The following is a 15,474-nucleotide window of genomic DNA, read 5'->3' as shown; positions in this document are numbered from 1 at the left end:
CACGCCGCAAATATAAGGCTAGCTATTGCGCCGCCGTGGGCTTCTCCACGAGCTTCTCAACCAGTCGCCTGAGTTCGGAAGGTGTCGTGTGGCCGCCGACAATCTCATGATAACTGATGCCTGCTATTCGCAATGCTTCCTTTTTGACCGCATCACGCGCTGCTGCCGTACTCTGATGATGCGCATGACCTTGGTATTCTAATGCATGTCGAGGCAAACAGTTCTCGTCCACAAGAAGTAGGTCAACGCGTTTCGAGTTGATGCAACTGTAGGCGTCCGCGTCCTTACTGCGCAGAATTTCTCCCAAAGACACTTGCGCCATGACCTGCCATGCCGGATTACAGCTGATAACCATGCGGTCGAGTTCCTTGAAGACGCGCGCTTCACTCTTATTGAGAAGTGCTTGAGCCGTGAACTTCGCCCTCAAGACGATGCGCAATTGATCGGCAGCGTCGACTTGTTTCGGAGTAGCCACATCCGGCTTCAGCGGCCGCGATTCATTCCTAATGGTGGCCTGCACGCACTTACGCTCCCACCGCCATCGGTTTCTTTTCCTCCATGCTTGCCTTCGCATTCTTGACACGAAACGCTCTAAGGCCATGCCAGCAAGAACGCCCGCAAGGAGAATGGCGATTGGCAGAACAGGTTTCGCGATTAGCTCGACAAACTCGGGTGGCATGCAATTAAGCTACCTCCGCTACTGGATTATTCATTGACGGCCATGTTCCAGTTGCAACAATAAGCGGCCAAGAGGTCTGCGATGTCAATTTTGGGTAGTGGGTCAGTTTGAAATTGTCGTTGCGCTTTTTTGCCGGGCACGGTTCTTTTGTAGGCCGCGATGTTGATTGCAATGGAAGCAAGCGGCCGCAAGGTTGCTCAGATCGTCAGAGCCGCCATCCATTCGAGCCTTCTTGTGTTCAATGGTGAGGCGGGTCGAGCCGCTCGTCGTGAACGAGCGCTTGCAATAGCAACATTTCCCGCCTTGGCTCTTAGCCAACTGGCGGCGCACCCACGCACGATACTCAGGATTTCTCAGATACGTCATATCCCCCGCAACAGGGAACTACGGCAGCGGCTAAACGTCAATCCGTCTCTTGTAAGGACCGCGCACAGTCGGCTCCTCCCCATCGACCCGCCAGGCGCATCAGACGACCGCCTTTCCACGGGCAGGACATCGAGGCACTATATCCCGTTGGTCTCACCCCCTGGGTCACGGCGATGTTGGAAATCCCGGAAGATCGGTGCGAGCGCCATCGCCTGTTCAAGGCGATCGACGATGCCTTTAAGGCCGGCGATTTCCAGGGGCTCGGCGTAGCATTGGGCGGCTCGCCCCGCTGGTTCGATGAACACATGCCGTTCGAGCTCGGCCTCGGGCATCCGCTGGAATATGCGATTTATTGGAGCCCGGCCGGGTTCATCTCGACGTTGCTGGATGCCGGCTCAAATCCGAATTACCAGGATCATGGCGGGTTCCCGGCAATCATTGCCGCGCTGTCCACCGACCGAACCGATAGACTGGAAATCGTCCAGATGCTGATCGACGGCGGCGCCGACCCCGACATGCGGGGGGTGAACGACTGGACGCCGCTTCACTATGCGGTGGCGATCCGCAGTGTCGAGGCGATCCGCCTGCTTTTGGCGGCAGGCGCCGACCCGGCGCTCGAAACACGGATTGATGACTATACGACGCCCCTCGAGGAAGCCGACAATGCCGGCTTTGAGGCCGGCGCTTCATTGCTGCGTGATGCAATGGCAGGGCCTGGCTCCAACAGACGGTAAGTTGGACTGCGATGGAACTGTCGGCGATACGGATTGTCCGGCTGGCCTTACGTCTCTTTCAGCCCGGCCTTGAACCGCTTGCCGTTGGCGACATAGTGCGCGGCCGAGGCGCGCAGCCTGGCGATTGCGGCTTCGTCCAGCGGCCTGATCACCCGCGCTGGCGAGCCGACGATCAGGCAATTATCGGGGAATTCCTTGCCTTCGGTGACCAGCGCGCCGGCGCCGACCAGCGAGTTTTTGCCGATCCTGGCGCCGTTGAGCACGATGGCACCCATGCCGATCAGGCTGTTGTCGCCGATCGTGCAGCCATGCAACAAAGCGCGGTGGCCGATGGTGCAGCCCTGGCCGATTGTCAGGGGAAAGCCGGGGTCGGTGTGCATCACCGTGTGCTCCTGGACATTGCTGTCGGCGCCGATGACGATCGGCTCATTATCACCGCGGATGACCACGCCGAACCAGAATCCGGCATTGCGGCCGACCTTGATGTCGCCGATCAACGTGGCGTCCGGCGCAATCCAGTTGCTGTCGGCATCCTCGAAACGGGGCGCCTTTCCGTCGATCGCGTAGGTCGGCATTTCAGTCTCCGATTCGTCTCAGGCCGCAACGAACCCTAAAACAATCCAAGGAAAACCGCGTGCCGGTTTTCCGTTCAAGACAAATACCGGGCCAGCGACTCCACCAGAAGCTGAACTGCTCCAGGTGAGCCGACGCCCCACGAGGCAATGGCGATCAGAACGATGCCCAGCGCCAGCGCCCAGGCCATCACGGTGCAGCCGCAGGACATCAGCATCAGCGTCGAAATGCGGCCTTGGCGCCGCGCATCCAGCGCATCGTTGGCCAGCATCAACGGCCCGGCGCAAGCGGTCGCTGCCAGCGAGCGAAGGATATGCGCCGGCGACACATAGGGCTCGGCAAAGGCAAGCCGGCGGCCCGCCGCCAATTCCATCACGGATCCGGCAAGCCCGCAGGCGGTGAGCCCGACGGCAAAAGCGAAGAGAACGGGCAGCAGCAGGCTCATCTTTACCCTCCGTTTACCATGAAATCGCACAGTCGCATCCGACAGCCGCGCAGCAAGAGCCATGCCGCGGCATGTGTGCCGTCCAAGGACAGGAGCGGCGATTATGGGGATTGCGATGAAGCAGGCAGCGACCGCCGAAGAATTCAACGTCGTCGATTCCGTGCTGATGAAGCGGGTGTTTTATGCCTTTGCGGCACTGGCACTGCTATCGCTGGCGATCAGCCTTGGCGGCAAATGGTTCGGCCGCTCGATCGCCATGGCCGGCTATACCGACGACACCACGGTCCACCGGGTGGTGATCGGCAACAATGTCATTGCCGTGCCGGCCAACGCCATCCGCTTTCTGCAGGCGCGCCGCGACGGCATCGCTTCGCGCCTCGACCTCTATCTGCGCTATCCCCAGATGGAAGGTTACAGCGAAGCCGCCCGCGACGACTTCAACCACACGGGAACGGCCAAAAACATCATCTTCCTATCGTTCGAACCGCAGATGATGTCGCGCGACATGAGCGGCCGTTTCGCACCGATCTACAGCGCGCTGATCAGCCAGCCCGGAACGCCCGGCCCCGGCGGCACGATGATTTACGGCTTCAGCGAAAAATCAGGTTATCTCAACGAGGTGCTTGCGGCTGCCGGCCGCGCCGGCAAGGATCCGTTCGTCGCCCGCTGCCTGAGCGGACCAAGTGCCGAGGAATCGCTGGCGCCCTGCGAGCGCGACATTCAGGTCGGCGACAGCCTCAGCCTGACCTACCGCTTTCCCCGGGAACTTCTGGGCAACTGGCCGACGCTTGACGCGGCAATCGTCGCCGAGGCCACGCGCGTCCTCAAGGCCGCGAGATAGCGACCCTTCGTCATCCACGGGCGGAGCGGACGCGAAACGATCGCGCAGCCCCGAGCATCCATTCCGTGCCCTTCAGGCGACGCAGCGCTTGCAGAATTTACTGATGAGGAGTGCAGAGGCAGTTATGGACCGCCGCGTCCTGGGCCGATGCCCCGGCATGGATCCCAGGGTCTCCGCAACGCCGCTGCGCGGCTGCTTCGCCCTGGGATGACGATGGTGCGGCTTGCTGCCGCCAATCGCCGAAGTCTGTAGCCTTCTGGGCTCAGGCCAGATCGATGTCGAGGATCGCCATCGAGAAATTGTAATCGCCGTCGTCCTCGTCCTTGAAGACGATGCCGAGGAACTCGTCGCCGACATAGACCTCGGCCGAATCTTCCTTGCGCGGCCGCGCCTTCACTTCGAGTTTGGGATTCTGGAAGACGCGCTTGAAATAGGCGTCCAGCTTTCTGATTTCGTCCGGCTTCAAAAGTCTTCTCCGATCGTCGGGCTTGCTCGTTGGAACGCGCTTCTGGCACGTCGACAATGGCGATGTAAAGGCAAGCCGGCTGGATAGAACGCGAAGTTAAGGGGCAACAGCGCCGGCAGCCGGACTTCAGCCCGGCACACCGGATCGTGCAAATCAGATGTCGAAGCTGACGACCTGGTCCATCGACTGCGACGGCAAAAGCTGGTCCATCTGGCGCGAAGGCTGGTCGCAGCCGGTCTCGCCGACGACGCGGGCCGGCACGCCGGCAACCGTCTTGTTGTGCGGCACCGGCGACAGCACCACCGAGCCTGCCGCGATCTTCGAGCAATGGCCGACCTCGATGTTGCCGAGGATCTTGGCGCCGGCGCCGATCAGCACGCCGTAACGGATCTTCGGGTGACGGTCGCCGCCAGCCTTGCCGGTGCCGCCCAGCGTCACGCCGTGCAGGATCGACACATCGTCCTCGATCACAGCCGTCTCGCCGACGACGAGGCCGGTGGCGTGGTCGATGAAGATGCCCTTGCCGATGCGGGCGGCCGGGTTGATGTCGGTCTGGAACACCGAGGAGGAGCGGCTCTGCAGATAGAGCGCAAAATCCTTGCGGCCCTGATTCCACAGCCAATGCGCCAGCCTGTGCGTCTGGATGGCGTGGAAACCCTTGAAATAGAGCACCGGCATGATGAAGCGGTCGCAGGCCGGATCGCGGTCGTAATAGGCCTGGATGTCGACACGCACGATCGACGACCATTCCTTGTCGTCGGCCAGCATCGACTTGAAGGTCTGGCGGATGAGGTCGGAACCGATGTCCTGGTGGGCAAGCCGCTCGGCCAGCCGGTGGATGACCGCTTCTTCCAGACTTTCCTGGTTGAGGATGGTCGAATAGAGGAACGCCGCCAGAAGCGGGTCGCGGTTGACCGCTTCCATCGCTTCGTCGCGGATCGAGCGCCAGATCGGATCGACCGGCTGCACCATTGTGGGGCGGGCAATCGTAATGCTGTTCATCGACGTCTCCGGCCTGCCGGCTGTTATCTGGCGGGACATATAAGCCAGATCATAGCAGGATTGAACTCAATTTTCCTTAGTCACTGATCAAATGGATTTGGTTCACGCAGATTCAAGCCGCAATGGAAAACGAACCCTTGATCGCCGGGAACGGAAAAACTGGCCTCCGCATCTGTCCGTCAGGAAGGTTCAGCGATCTGGCTGGGCGAGTCAAAAGCGCCTTTCAGGTCGGCAGCGGTTTTCCGGCCTGTTCCGCCACCATATATTCGGCATACCAGTCGGGCCAGTTCACATCGTGCTTCCCGCCGGTCCGCTTCTCGTGCTCGCCATGTGCCGCCGCCGCGCGTCGCAGTGCCGCGGCAAGTTCGCCCGACGAGGTGAATATCGTGTCGCTGGCGTCCACGCGGCCGGGCAAACGCTGGGTGATTTCCTGCAGGATGAAGCTGTTGCCGTCCGGATCGCTGAACGTGGCATAGGTGGAATAGCTGCGCCCTTCCGGATGCCTGCCGCTGATCGGCGGCTGCCCGGGGCCGGTGCGGTGGAACACCTCGCTCGCCTCGACGCCGCGCGCCACGAGTTCGGCATGCGCCGCCACGATATCGGATACGACGAGATAAAGTCCCTTGGCCGAGCCTGGCGCGGCTGTCGTCAGACCCTTGCCGAAATGGATCGAGCATGGCGAACCCGGTGGCGTGAACTGCACCACCCGGAACGCATCGCCGACGACGAAGTCGGCGTCGAGCCGCCAACCGAGACCACCATAAAACCGCTTGGACCGCTCGGCATCCGCAACTGCAATGATGACGGCCTCCAGCTTCATGTCGATCGTCCCCGGCAAGGTATTCGTCATGGCAGCCTCCTGGTTGAATGGAATGGCAACATTCCCCAGAGCCCCTGCCAGTGCAAGGTTTGAAATGATTGGTTTTGACTCCGAGGGGCTGAGATCGGTTAACTGGGCGGATGACAAACTTGAAAGACCGGCCCTTGATCGACGAACCGCTGAAGCGGCAACTCTCCGAGCTCTATCGGGCCGAAGACCGCCACTACCATAACCTTGGACATATCGAGGCGATGCTGGCGCTGGCCGAGGACTATCGCGCATTGCTGCACGACCCCGAAGCCGTCGAAGCGGCAATCTGGTTCCACGACGCCATCTATGACAGCAAGGCCAAGGACAATGAGGCGCAAAGTGCGGCCCTTGCCGAGAAAGACCTGGCTGGACGCACCGATGCGGAACGGTTGAGCCGCATCGCTGCGATGATCCTCGCCACGTCAACGCACCAGCTGCCGTCCTTCGACGATGCAGCGGCAATACGCGACGCCAGCCTCTTCCTCGACATGGATCTGTCGATCCTGGGCGCCGAGCCGGATGCGTTCGACGCTTATGAGCGCGCGGTCCGACGGGAATATGCCTGGGTCGAGGAGCCGATGTGGCGCGCCGGCCGCAGCGCTGTCCTGAAGAGTTTTCTCGCCCGCGAAAACATCTTCCACACCGATGAATTCCGGCAGCGGTTCGAACCGCAGGCGAGGCAAAACATCGCGCGCTCGATCGAAGCTCTGACCGGCTGATCGCGGTCGCAGCATTAGTCGGGAAATGTCTCCACGCGTTGCGCGTAAGCCTTGAAACCCGCCCGCCCATAGACCGATTGCGCGGCCGGATGGTCATAGGTGTCCGTATGAAGCCAGACCCTTTGCGGCGCATGCGACCAGACGGCGCGAAGCGCCCGGTCGAGCAGGAACGGCCCGAGCCTGCGGCCCTGGAAAGCGGGAACCAGTCCGAAATGGACCAGCTCGACGTCAGGCTCGCCGACGCCGTTGAATTCGCACAGCCCGGCTGCCTCGCCTCCAACGCGCAGCACATGGATATGTGTTGACGGTAGCGCCAGCAGGCGCTCGAGGTCGTCAGCCGCCATGCGCAGCCGCTGGTCCCACTGCACAGGCTCGCCGACGGCGCGGTAGAGGCTGATGTAACTGGCGCAGTCCAGCCTCTCCAGCGCAACCGAGGCGCCGGCCGCCGGCTTGACGCGGGCAGGCGCCGGATCGGCCTGGCGCATTTCCATGTAGGTGACGAGAAGATCAACCAAAGCGGCACCAGTACCGCGAAAAGCAGCAAGGCGGCAGCTCGCGCGCAATCACGTAAAAGCGCCGATCGTCGATGCCATTGCCGCCAGCAGCGCCAGCCCACCCGCCACCGACAGCCCGTTCAGGACAATCCCCAGCAGCCCAAGCCCGCGACTGTCGTTGGAGTGCGCCAACGCCATCACGCCGAAGACCACGCCGGCGACATGCGCCACCGGGGCTGCCAGCAGAAACACCAGCATGAAGAAGCCCGTCGCAACGCCCTGCGTAAGCTGCGATGCGTCGCTCGGCATCGCCACCATGATGGCGATCGCAGCCGCTCCGGCAGCAAAGGCAGCCAGCGCCAGTATAACGGAACGTTTGCCGAGCTTTGTCTGCACGATCTCGCCTGGAACGGCGGCCGTGCCCCTTCCCGATTGCACCACATTGCCCCCTTGCGGTCCGCCTCAGAGCGGATTTTCGGCATAAAACTCCAACACGCGTTGCTTGAAGGTCTTGTCGCCGACGGCCAGCATATGGTCGCGGCCCTCGATGTGAAACGCCCTGGCATTGGGCATCAGTGCGGCAAGTTCATCGGGCGAACCGCCAATATCGTCTGTCGTCCCCACCGCAATCAGCGTCGGTTGGGCGATGCGCGTCATGTCATCTTCGCTGAGCAGTTCACGCGACTTTGCGATGCAGGCCGCCAGCGCCAGGCGGTCGCTGCGTGTCTGGTCGGCGAAGGCGCGAAACGAGCGGCCGCGCGGATGGCTGGTGGCGGCCGGATCATCTGCCAGCAGCGCTTCAGCGATCGGGTCCCAGTCGCCGACGCCGTCGACCATGCCGATGCCTAGGCCGCCGAAGACCAGCGTCGCCACCTTGTCCGGATGGGACAGCGCCAGGAACGCCGAGATGCGCGCGCCCATCGAATAGCCCATGACATGCGCACGGACGATGCCGAGATGGTCGAGCAGCGCTGCCGCATCCGAGGCCATTTTGGCCGGCGTGTAGTCGGCCTCGTCATAGCTCTTCGACGACGAGCCATGGCCGCGATTGTCGAAGGCGATGGCGCGGTAGCCGGCGTCGTTCAGCGTCTTGAACCAGCCCGGCGATACCCAGTTGACATAATGGCTGGAGGCAAAGCCGTGGATCATCAGCACCGGATCGCCCTTACCCGACGCCGGCTGGCGGTCGAGGAAGGCGAGATCGAACCCGTCATGCGAAAAGAACTGCATCGACGCCGCTCAGCCGGCGCCGGGCGTGGGCGAATCGCCCTTGTCCGCCGGCGGCATTCCAGGCCCGGGCACCGTGCCAACGGCCGGATGGCGCAGCAGATCGCCATATTCGATGCCGTTTTTGGCGGCGGTGCCGGCCTTGAGCTCGAGTACGAAGCGCACCGGAACACCTGGCGAAATGACCGCATCGGAGAACGGCTCGCCATGCTTGACCGCCCGGATCTTGCCGTCCTGGCCGACAAAGATCAGGTCCAGCGACATCGGCGTGTTGCGCATCCAGAAGCCGACCTGCTTCTGCATCTCGAAGACGAACAGCATGCCATGATCGTCCGCCATGTGCTGGCGATACATCAGGCCGGCCTCGCGCTCCGCTTCGGTGTTCGCGACTTCGATGGTGAAGGATTTGTCTCCGCCTTTCGTCGCCACCACCAGCGGTGTCGGATCGACGGGAAGGATCATCGCCTGGCTGTCGCCGGCGGGAGCCTGCTGGGATGCGGTCGGCCGCCCCGAATAGAAGTAGGCGCCGGCGGCCACGGCAACGATGACGCAGAGCGCGCCTGCTGTCAGCCAGTTCCTGTGCGCCATCTGAAATCCTCGACCGGAAACCATGATCCCGAAAAGTGGTCCCAGGTATTCGGATAAGATCGTGGTGAAACCAAGAAAACAAGGAAAGAGAGCCGTCCCGAATTCGTCGGGGTGGCTCGCGTCCTAATGCGCGACCGGCAAGGTGCCCATATCGGGGTGAATCTCGGCAGCCATAAGGCCTTTGTCACCGCGTCCGAAACGCACCAGAACAACCTGCCCGGGCCTGAGTTCGGTGATGCCGTAGCGGCGCAGCGTCTCCATATGGACGAAGATATCCTCGGTGCCCTCGCCCCTGGTCAGGAAGCCGAAGCCCTTGGTGCGGTTGAACCACTTCACCAGCGCCCGTTCGAGACCGCTTTCCGGCGTCACCGACACATGGGTGCGCTGTTCCTGCATCTCGGCCGGATGGATCGCGGTGGTGGTGTCCATGGACAGCACCCGGAACGCCTGCAAGCCGCGGTCGCCGTGCTTGACGAGGCACACGACACGCGCGCCCTCCAATGCCGTCTGGAAACCGTCCTTTCGCAGACAGGTCACATGGAGGAGGATGTCGCCCGAAGAACCGTCATCGGGAAGGATGAAGCCGTAGCCCTTGGCCACGTCGAACCATTTGATGGCGCCGGCGATTTCGACCAGATCGGCGGTATCGCCGCCACTGTCGCGCTGCGGGGCGTCGTCAAGGTTCTCATCCCGCCTCGTGAAAGAGGCTCTATCCCCCATAAGAACGCCCCCTTTTTTTCAACAAAACCGCAAGTGATTCTTGACATCAGATTAACACCGCCGCTTCCCGGGTGTGCAAGACCTGCCGTGCCTTTTTTCACGGTTGGATACAAGAATAGCTGATTTGTTGTTTGCCGGCGTTGCTGCCGGCCGCAATGACGGTCTGTCCAGGCCATCAACCGGTCGGCAATTTGCGCAGGATTTTGCCGGAATCGGCAACCACTTGGCGCCCGACGGTTTTGTCAGAGCAATCTGACTTTTCCAAAACCGGCCACCGCTTTTTCGGTCCGATCCTCGTTGCCCTTCGGCGGGGTGGACCCTATGTTGCCTCGCAACCCAAACATCCCCGAGGAAATCCTATGCGCTACCTCCACACAATGGTCCGTGTCGCCGACGTCGATGTCTCGCTCGATTTCTATGTCAACAAGCTCGGCCTGAAGGAAGTGCGCCGCTACGAAAACGAGCAGGGCCGCTTCACGCTGATCTTCCTCGCCGCCTCCGAGGACGTAGAGAGCGGCATCACCGAAAAGGCACCGCTGATCGAGCTGACCTACAATTGGGATCCGGAGGACTACAAGGGCGGCCGCAATTTCGGCCACCTCGCCTATGAGGTCGACGACATCTACGCCACTTGCCAGCATCTGATGGACAATGGCGTCACCATCAACCGGCCGCCGCGCGACGGCAACATGGCCTTCGTCAAGTCGCCGGACGGCATCTCGTTCGAGCTGCTGCAGAAGGGACCTGCCAAGCCCAAGGCCGAGCCGTGGGCGTCGATGCCCAACACCGGCACCTGGTAGCGATCACGCCATCTTGAGCGAGGCGGCCGCGCGACCAAGCCGGCCGCCTTTGCCATTTCGGGCGACCGCACCTATTTACCTGCCTGACGCGCGAGCCAGTCAAAGCCAGCGCTCCGTCCAGGAGAATTCATTCATGCCGACCAGCCGTGTCGATGTCACCACCGCCTATGCCAGCCGCTATCTGCAGCAGCTGTGCAAGCACTGGGCACACAAATTTCCCGTCGAGTTCGATCCGAACCATGGCACCATCGATCTGTCGCTCGGCCGCACGGTTCTCGATGCCGATGCGGCAGCGCTGCATATCACGGTGTCGACGGATGAAGGCGGATCGCTGGAGCGCCTGGAAAGTGTGGTTGCCGACCACATCAAGCGTTTTGCTTTCCGCGAAGAGCTCATCTTCGATTGGAAGCACGCGCCGGCATAACTCTATTTTGCACCGGCTTCGCCGGCCATCTCCAGCAGCGCCAGCACCGAACGCCAGTTGCGCGCGGTGCCGGGCACTTTTAGCGTGCGTGGAATAAGATTGGCGAACACCGATTTGCCAAGCCCATCGGGCGCCTTGAGGTAGAGCACATCGCCCTTGACCTCAAAGCTTTCGGGGCCGATGCACTTTTCGGCAAGCCTGGCGATTTCGTCCGCTGTCGGCTGGCGCTCCAGCGTATAGGCGTGAAGCTTGGTCGGGTCGCCGGCCACTTCCGGATAGGGATTTTCACTCACCAGCCGTTCGAACCAGCCGAGATCGCGCACCATGATGCGCGAATGAAAGCCCCATTTCTTCTCGAACGCTGCCTCAAGCTGTTTGGCCAGCGTGGCGGCATCGCCCTTCTTGGCGCGGAACACGACATTGCCGCTCTGCACATAGCTGGCGACGTCGGTGAAGCCGAGTTCCTCGAAGAATGCCCGCAACTCCGCCATCTTGACGATCCGGTTGCCGCCGACATTGATGCCGGAAAACAGCGCAACAAAGACCGTGGCGCTCATATGATGAACCCCGCCAGGGTCTCGTTGTCGGTGATGTCCTGATAGTGGACGCCCTCGGCCTCGAAATTCGCCTTGAGCAGGTCGAAATTGCGCCGGTCCTTTGTTTCGATGCCGATCAGCACCGAACCGAAATTGCGCGCCGATTTCTTCAGATATTCGAAGCGGGCAATGTCGTCGTCGGGACCGAGCATTTCCAGGAAGTCGCGCAGCGCGCCCGGCCGTTGCGGGAAACGGATGATGAAGTATTTCTTCAGGCCCTCGAAGCGCAGCGCCCGCTCCTTCACGTCGGGCAGCCGCTCGAAATCGAAATTGCCGCCCGACACCACGGCGACGATGGTCTTGCCGCGGATCTCCTTCCGCGAAAAATCCTTCAGCGCATCGATCGCCAACGCGCCAGCCGGCTCCAGCACCACGCCTTCGATGTTGAGCATTTCGATCATGGTGGCGCAGAGCCGGTTCTCGGGGATCAGACGGACGGCGTCAGCGGAGAACTCCTTCAGGTAACGCAACGGCTCGCGGCCGATCTCGGCCACCGCCGCGCCATCGACGAAATTGTCGACATTGGCGAGCTTGATACGCTTTCCGCTGGCCAGGCTCTCATGCAGGCTCGGCGCCCCGGCAGGCTCGCAGAAGACGTAGCGGGCTTCGCGCTGCTGGTCGGCGAAATAGTGCGTCACCCCGGCCGCCAGGCCGCCGCCGCCGACCGGCAGCATGATGATGTCGGGCATGCGCGCACCGGGCATCTGGTCGGCGATCTCATAGGCAACGGTGGCCTGCCCCTCGATAATATCCTTGTGGTCGAAGGGCGGCACCATATGCGCGCCCGAACTTTCGGTGAATTCGAAGGCGGCACGGTAGCAGTCGTCGAAGAAATCGCCGACCAGCCTGATTTCGACGAAATCGCCGCCGAACAGCCGCGTCTTGTCGATCTTCTGCTGCGGTGTCGTCACCGGCATGAAGACCACGCCTTTTTTGCCGAAATGGCGGCATACGAAGGCGAAGCCTTGCGCATGGTTTCCGGCCGAAGCACAGACGAAAAGCTCGGCCTCGTTGCCGGCGGCCAGCGCCTTGCGGAAGAAATTGAAGGCGCCGCGGATCTTGTAGGAGCGCACCGGCGAAAGATCCTCGCGCTTCAAAAGCACCCGCGCCCCGGTCTTCTTCGACAGATAGTCGTTTTCCTGCAGCGGCGTTTCGGGAAAGATTTCGCGGATAGCTGCGGCAGCAATGGCGACGCGGGAGGAGAAACTGTTCATGGCGCCCGTGATCACGTGGTTGGAATGCCAAGCCTATTGCACAATTCGCCGTTTGCGGCCACCGATGCGGCGCGGCCGCTTTGATGCGCCGAAAGAAATTCATTGGAGCCATCTTCATGCCTGTTTCGGCTGTCGCCCTGAAGACCGTCGCGCTTCCTGAATTCGGCGAGCCGACCACCATGCCGCTGCTTTCGCGCCGGACCTATGAAGCGCGCATCGAGACTCTGCTGGCGCGCGGCGCCGAAGCCGGGTTCGACGCCTTCGCCGTCTATGGCGACCGCGAGCATGCCGCCAATGTCGCCTACCTCAGTGGTTACGACCCGCGTTTCGAGGAGACGCTGCTGGTCATCGTTCCAGGCAACCAGCCAAAACTTCTCGTCGGCAATGAGGGCTGGGGCTATGCCGAAATCTGCGACGGACCCTATGAGCGCGTTCTCTACCAGACCTTCTCGCTGCCGGCGCAGCCACGCGACCGTTCCGCCTCCCTGTCCGACACGCTTGCCGCCTGCGGCCTAAAGACCGGCCAAAAGATCGGCGCCATCGGCTGGAAGCCGTTCGGGCCCGGCGATGCCGGTTTTGGCGAGGCAACGCTCGACCTGCCGTCCTTCATCGCCGACACGCTGCGGGCGCTGGCCGGCGACAAGGGCGCGGTGGTCAACGCCGCCAACCTTCTGATGAACCCAACGGATGGTCTGCGCGCCATCAACGAGGCCGACCAGCTGGCAGCCTTCGAATTCGCAGCGACCTTTTCCTCGCAAGGCCTGCGCAATGTGCTGAGCGGTATCGAGCCCGGCATGAGCGAATTGCAGGCCGCGAAGCTGATGGGCATGAACGGCCTGCCCTTGTGCTGCCACCCGATGCTGTCCGCCGGCAAACGTGCGCCCTACGGCCTGCCAAGCCCGCGCCTGGATATCATCAAGCGCGCCGACCCCGTCACCATGGCCTATGGTATCCAGGGCTCGCTCAACGCCCGCGCCGGCTTCCTGGTCGAGAGTGCGCAGGAACTGCCGCGCGAGATAAGCGACTATGTCGACAAACTGGTCGCACCCTATTTCGCCGCCGTCGTCGACTGGTACGAGACCATCGGCATTGGCGTTACCGGCGGTGCCCTATGGAAAGCCGTGCATGACCGCATCGGCGATCCATTCTTCGGCGTGTCGCTCAATCCCGGCCATCTCATCCATATCGACGAATGGATGCATTCGCCGGTGTTTTCCGGGTCGGACATCAAGCTGCGGTCGGGCATGGCGCTGCAGGTCGACATCATCCCGGCGACCGGAACCATCTATTTCACCACCAACATCGAGGACGGCATCGCGCTCGCAGACCAGGCCTTGCGCGAGGAGATCGCCGCCCGCTATCCCGAGGCCTGGCGCCGCATCGAGGCGCGCCGCGCCTTCATGGTGGAGGTGCTCGGCATAAGGCTGAAGCCCGAAGTGCTGCCCTTCTCCAACATTCCGGCGTTCCTGCCACCATTCTGGCTTTCGCGCAACAGCGCGATGACGGTCGCCCGGCGCTGATCACATTTCGGCTGGACACGACTTACTTCCGCCGCACTTGGCCTGTCCGGGAGATGTCGCGGAGGGTGGATGGCCCTTTTTGGCTTAAGTGGAATTTTGACGTGCGTTTGAAGACGATTTGCATTCTTGCGCTTGCCTTGCTTGTGGCGGGCTGCGGCGGCCGCAAAACCGAGGAACTGCTCGGCAGCGCCGTCATGTCCACGCCGGTGACCGAAATCTCGGGCAATCACTCGATCTTCATCGCCACGACACGCAAGAAATCCGACGATCCCAACAAGGTTTTCGACGGCGAACGTTCGGCGACGCTGAACTATGCGCGCGTCAACGTCACCGTTCCCGGCATCCACCAGACCGGCCAGATCGAGCGCCGCTCGCGCGGCAAATCGAATGACCCGGCGAAGTATTTCATGGCGTCCGAGGTCGTCGGCTACGATGCGCAGCCGAAATTTTCCGCCGCGCTCAACGCCGATATCGCCGCGCGCGGCGGCCGCGTCATGGTCTTCGTGCATGGCTACAACACCGGCTTCGACGACGCCGTCTACCGCCTGACCCAGATCGTCCATGATTCCGGCTATCCCGGCACGCCGGTGCTGTTTTCCTGGGCATCGGGCGCCAAGACCACCGACTATGTCTATGACAAGGAAAGTGCGAGTGCTGCCCGCGACCAGCTCGAAGTGACCTTGCGCATGCTGCAGCAGTCGGGCGCGCGGCGCATCGACATCGTCGCCCATTCGCTCGGAACCTGGGTCACCATGGAAACGCTGCGCCAGCTCGCCATCACCGGCGACCGCGATCTCGGCGGCAAGCTCGGCGATGTCGTGCTGGCCTCGCCCGACATCGATGTCGACGTATTCAAGAGCCAGATGCGCCGCTACGGCAAGCCCGACAAGCCGTTCATCCTGCTGCTCTCCGACGATGACCGTGCGCTCAGGCTCTCCGGCCTGATCGCCGGCTCGCGGCCGCGCGTCGGCGACTACAAGGATGCCGCCGACCTCGCTGCCTATGGCGTCACCGTGGTCGATCTCTCCAAGGTGAAGGGAACCGACAGCTTCAACCACACCAAATTCGCCGACAATCCCGAACTGGTGAAGATGATCGGCCAGCGGCTGCGCGAGGATGACGGCTTTGCCAGCGACCAGACGGTGACCGACCGCATCAGCGCGCTCGGACAATAAGGCTGTTGCCCTGCGGCTACTGTCGCCGCGTGAGTTCGCAA

General features: G+C 62.1%; 21 protein-coding genes. 7 read left to right on the top strand and 14 right to left on the bottom strand.

The annotated features are described in order from the left end of the window. Positions 1-22 precede the first annotated feature (22 nt). Together JQK88_RS22175 and JQK88_RS37510 are read right to left on the bottom strand one after the other, a co-directional pair. Positions 23-679: a DUF2726 domain-containing protein gene (locus JQK88_RS22175; RefSeq protein ID WP_203279451.1), complete on the bottom strand. Its 657-nt coding sequence runs from the start codon at positions 677-679 to the stop codon at positions 23-25. A gap of 102 nt (positions 680-781) precedes the next feature. Continuing rightward, a complete protein-coding gene (locus tag JQK88_RS37510) occupies positions 782-1,045 on the bottom strand; it encodes an HNH endonuclease (protein ID WP_203279450.1) in 264 nt (87 codons plus the stop codon). 173 nt (positions 1,046-1,218) lie between these two features. On the opposite strand from JQK88_RS37510, the gene JQK88_RS22165 reads away from it, so the two are divergent. Then, positions 1,219-1,779, top strand: a complete 561-nt coding sequence (locus JQK88_RS22165) for an ankyrin repeat domain-containing protein (protein ID WP_203279449.1) — start codon at positions 1,219-1,221, stop codon at positions 1,777-1,779. Between the two features lie 47 nt (positions 1,780-1,826). On the opposite strand, the gene JQK88_RS22160 is transcribed toward JQK88_RS22165, so the two are convergent. Next, positions 1,827-2,354, bottom strand: a complete 528-nt coding sequence (locus JQK88_RS22160; RefSeq protein WP_203279448.1) for a gamma carbonic anhydrase family protein — start codon at positions 2,352-2,354, stop codon at positions 1,827-1,829. Positions 2,355-2,428: 74 nt separating this feature from the next. Beyond that, the gene (locus JQK88_RS22155; protein ID WP_203279447.1) at positions 2,429-2,797 is read right to left on the bottom strand and encodes a DUF6949 family protein; all 369 of its coding nucleotides are present in this window, start codon (positions 2,795-2,797) and stop codon (positions 2,429-2,431) included. Between the two features lie 115 nt (positions 2,798-2,912). Here JQK88_RS22155 and JQK88_RS22150 point away from each other — a divergent pair, with 115 nt between their 5' ends. Next, on the top strand, positions 2,913-3,638 hold the full coding sequence (locus JQK88_RS22150) for a hypothetical protein (protein ID WP_203279446.1): 726 nt from the start codon (positions 2,913-2,915) through the stop codon (positions 3,636-3,638). Positions 3,639-3,900: 262 nt separating this feature from the next. Here the strand turns inward: JQK88_RS22150 and JQK88_RS22145 are convergent, their stop codons facing one another. The 3 genes from JQK88_RS22145 to JQK88_RS22135 form a co-directional block, all read right to left on the bottom strand. Then, positions 3,901-4,104: a DUF3126 family protein gene (locus JQK88_RS22145; protein WP_006200852.1), complete on the bottom strand. Its 204-nt coding sequence runs from the start codon at positions 4,102-4,104 to the stop codon at positions 3,901-3,903. A gap of 153 nt (positions 4,105-4,257) precedes the next feature. Continuing rightward, positions 4,258-5,106: a serine O-acetyltransferase gene (cysE, locus tag JQK88_RS22140; protein WP_112563436.1), complete on the bottom strand. Its 849-nt coding sequence runs from the start codon at positions 5,104-5,106 to the stop codon at positions 4,258-4,260. Positions 5,107-5,329: 223 nt separating this feature from the next. Then, complete coding sequence (locus JQK88_RS22135) at positions 5,330-5,956, bottom strand: VOC family protein (RefSeq protein ID WP_203279445.1); 627 nt, start codon at positions 5,954-5,956, stop codon at positions 5,330-5,332. A 110-nt stretch (positions 5,957-6,066) separates the two neighbouring features. On the opposite strand from JQK88_RS22135, the gene JQK88_RS22130 reads away from it, so the two are divergent. After that, positions 6,067-6,675, top strand: a complete 609-nt coding sequence (locus JQK88_RS22130; protein ID WP_203279444.1) for an HD domain-containing protein — start codon at positions 6,067-6,069, stop codon at positions 6,673-6,675. 14 nt (positions 6,676-6,689) lie between these two features. Here the strand turns inward: JQK88_RS22130 and JQK88_RS22125 are convergent, their stop codons facing one another. From JQK88_RS22125 to JQK88_RS22105, 5 genes are all read right to left on the bottom strand, one after another. Continuing rightward, a complete protein-coding gene (locus JQK88_RS22125) occupies positions 6,690-7,190 on the bottom strand; it encodes a GNAT family N-acetyltransferase (protein ID WP_203279443.1) in 501 nt (166 codons plus the stop codon). A 48-nt stretch (positions 7,191-7,238) separates the two neighbouring features. Next, positions 7,239-7,607 carry a hypothetical protein gene (locus JQK88_RS22120; RefSeq protein ID WP_192251561.1) on the bottom strand — a complete coding sequence of 123 codons (369 nt, stop codon included), beginning with the start codon at positions 7,605-7,607 and terminating at the stop codon, positions 7,239-7,241. A 24-nt stretch (positions 7,608-7,631) separates the two neighbouring features. Continuing rightward, complete coding sequence (locus JQK88_RS22115) at positions 7,632-8,399, bottom strand: alpha/beta fold hydrolase (RefSeq protein WP_192251558.1); 768 nt, start codon at positions 8,397-8,399, stop codon at positions 7,632-7,634. Between the two features lie 9 nt (positions 8,400-8,408). Next, on the bottom strand, positions 8,409-8,984 hold the full coding sequence (locus JQK88_RS22110; protein WP_192251555.1) for a DUF192 domain-containing protein: 576 nt from the start codon (positions 8,982-8,984) through the stop codon (positions 8,409-8,411). Positions 8,985-9,107: 123 nt separating this feature from the next. Then, complete coding sequence (locus JQK88_RS22105) at positions 9,108-9,704, bottom strand: cold-shock protein (RefSeq protein WP_192251552.1); 597 nt, start codon at positions 9,702-9,704, stop codon at positions 9,108-9,110. A 359-nt stretch (positions 9,705-10,063) separates the two neighbouring features. On the opposite strand from JQK88_RS22105, the gene JQK88_RS22100 reads away from it, so the two are divergent. Together JQK88_RS22100 and JQK88_RS22095 are read left to right on the top strand one after the other, a co-directional pair. After that, positions 10,064-10,504: a VOC family protein gene (locus JQK88_RS22100; RefSeq protein ID WP_192251549.1), complete on the top strand. Its 441-nt coding sequence runs from the start codon at positions 10,064-10,066 to the stop codon at positions 10,502-10,504. Positions 10,505-10,637: 133 nt separating this feature from the next. Then, positions 10,638-10,928 (top strand): DUF2218 domain-containing protein, encoded by a 291-nt coding sequence (locus JQK88_RS22095; RefSeq protein WP_192251546.1) that lies wholly within the window; start codon positions 10,638-10,640, stop codon positions 10,926-10,928. Positions 10,929-10,930: 2 nt separating this feature from the next. Here the strand turns inward: JQK88_RS22095 and JQK88_RS22090 are convergent, their stop codons facing one another. Both JQK88_RS22090 and ilvA read right to left on the bottom strand, forming a co-directional pair. Then, positions 10,931-11,485, bottom strand: coding sequence for a DUF1697 domain-containing protein (locus tag JQK88_RS22090; RefSeq protein ID WP_203279442.1), 555 nt, complete (start codon positions 11,483-11,485; stop codon positions 10,931-10,933). Next, positions 11,482-12,738 (bottom strand): threonine ammonia-lyase IlvA, encoded by a 1,257-nt coding sequence (ilvA, locus tag JQK88_RS22085; RefSeq protein WP_203279441.1) that lies wholly within the window; start codon positions 12,736-12,738, stop codon positions 11,482-11,484. The genes JQK88_RS22090 and ilvA overlap by 4 nt, the downstream gene beginning before the upstream one ends. A 116-nt stretch (positions 12,739-12,854) precedes the next feature. Here ilvA and JQK88_RS22080 point away from each other — a divergent pair, with 116 nt between their 5' ends. Together JQK88_RS22080 and JQK88_RS22075 are read left to right on the top strand one after the other, a co-directional pair. After that, positions 12,855-14,258 (top strand): aminopeptidase P family N-terminal domain-containing protein, encoded by a 1,404-nt coding sequence (locus tag JQK88_RS22080; RefSeq protein WP_203279440.1) that lies wholly within the window; start codon positions 12,855-12,857, stop codon positions 14,256-14,258. Between the two features lie 53 nt (positions 14,259-14,311). Beyond that, the gene (locus JQK88_RS22075; protein WP_203279439.1) at positions 14,312-15,433 is read left to right on the top strand and encodes an alpha/beta hydrolase; all 1,122 of its coding nucleotides are present in this window, start codon (positions 14,312-14,314) and stop codon (positions 15,431-15,433) included. Positions 15,434-15,474: the final 41 nt, after the last annotated feature.

Source organism: Mesorhizobium caraganae (genome assembly GCF_016836705.1).
Taxonomy (GTDB): Bacteria; Pseudomonadota; Alphaproteobacteria; order Rhizobiales; family Rhizobiaceae; genus Mesorhizobium; species Mesorhizobium caraganae.
This window is presented reverse-complemented; position numbering and strand designations above follow the sequence as displayed.

What these genes read in the sequence shown, in the direction of transcription:
- JQK88_RS22175 (WP_203279451.1), bottom strand. Translation starts at nt 679, where the DNA reads ATGCCACCCGAGTTTGTCGAGCTAATCGCGAAACCTGTTCTGCCAATC.
- JQK88_RS37510 (WP_203279450.1), bottom strand. Translation starts at nt 1,045, where the DNA reads ATGACGTATCTGAGAAATCCTGAGTATCGTGCGTGGGTGCGCCGCCAG.
- JQK88_RS22165 (WP_203279449.1), top strand. Translation starts at nt 1,219, where the DNA reads ATGTTGGAAATCCCGGAAGATCGGTGCGAGCGCCATCGCCTGTTCAAG.
- JQK88_RS22160 (WP_203279448.1), bottom strand. Translation starts at nt 2,354, where the DNA reads ATGCCGACCTACGCGATCGACGGAAAGGCGCCCCGTTTCGAGGATGCC.
- JQK88_RS22155 (WP_203279447.1), bottom strand. Translation starts at nt 2,797, where the DNA reads ATGAGCCTGCTGCTGCCCGTTCTCTTCGCTTTTGCCGTCGGGCTCACC.
- JQK88_RS22150 (WP_203279446.1), top strand. Translation starts at nt 2,913, where the DNA reads ATGAAGCAGGCAGCGACCGCCGAAGAATTCAACGTCGTCGATTCCGTG.
- cysE (WP_112563436.1), bottom strand. Translation starts at nt 5,106, where the DNA reads ATGAACAGCATTACGATTGCCCGCCCCACAATGGTGCAGCCGGTCGAT.
- JQK88_RS22135 (WP_203279445.1), bottom strand. Translation starts at nt 5,956, where the DNA reads ATGACGAATACCTTGCCGGGGACGATCGACATGAAGCTGGAGGCCGTC.
- JQK88_RS22130 (WP_203279444.1), top strand. Translation starts at nt 6,067, where the DNA reads ATGACAAACTTGAAAGACCGGCCCTTGATCGACGAACCGCTGAAGCGG.
- JQK88_RS22115 (WP_192251558.1), bottom strand. Translation starts at nt 8,399, where the DNA reads ATGCAGTTCTTTTCGCATGACGGGTTCGATCTCGCCTTCCTCGACCGC.
- JQK88_RS22110 (WP_192251555.1), bottom strand. Translation starts at nt 8,984, where the DNA reads ATGGCGCACAGGAACTGGCTGACAGCAGGCGCGCTCTGCGTCATCGTT.
- JQK88_RS22105 (WP_192251552.1), bottom strand. Translation starts at nt 9,704, where the DNA reads ATGGGGGATAGAGCCTCTTTCACGAGGCGGGATGAGAACCTTGACGAC.
- JQK88_RS22100 (WP_192251549.1), top strand. Translation starts at nt 10,064, where the DNA reads ATGCGCTACCTCCACACAATGGTCCGTGTCGCCGACGTCGATGTCTCG.
- JQK88_RS22095 (WP_192251546.1), top strand. Translation starts at nt 10,638, where the DNA reads ATGCCGACCAGCCGTGTCGATGTCACCACCGCCTATGCCAGCCGCTAT.
- JQK88_RS22090 (WP_203279442.1), bottom strand. Translation starts at nt 11,485, where the DNA reads ATGAGCGCCACGGTCTTTGTTGCGCTGTTTTCCGGCATCAATGTCGGC.
- ilvA (WP_203279441.1), bottom strand. Translation starts at nt 12,738, where the DNA reads ATGAACAGTTTCTCCTCCCGCGTCGCCATTGCTGCCGCAGCTATCCGC.
- JQK88_RS22080 (WP_203279440.1), top strand. Translation starts at nt 12,855, where the DNA reads ATGCCTGTTTCGGCTGTCGCCCTGAAGACCGTCGCGCTTCCTGAATTC.
- JQK88_RS22075 (WP_203279439.1), top strand. Translation starts at nt 14,312, where the DNA reads ATGTCGCGGAGGGTGGATGGCCCTTTTTGGCTTAAGTGGAATTTTGAC.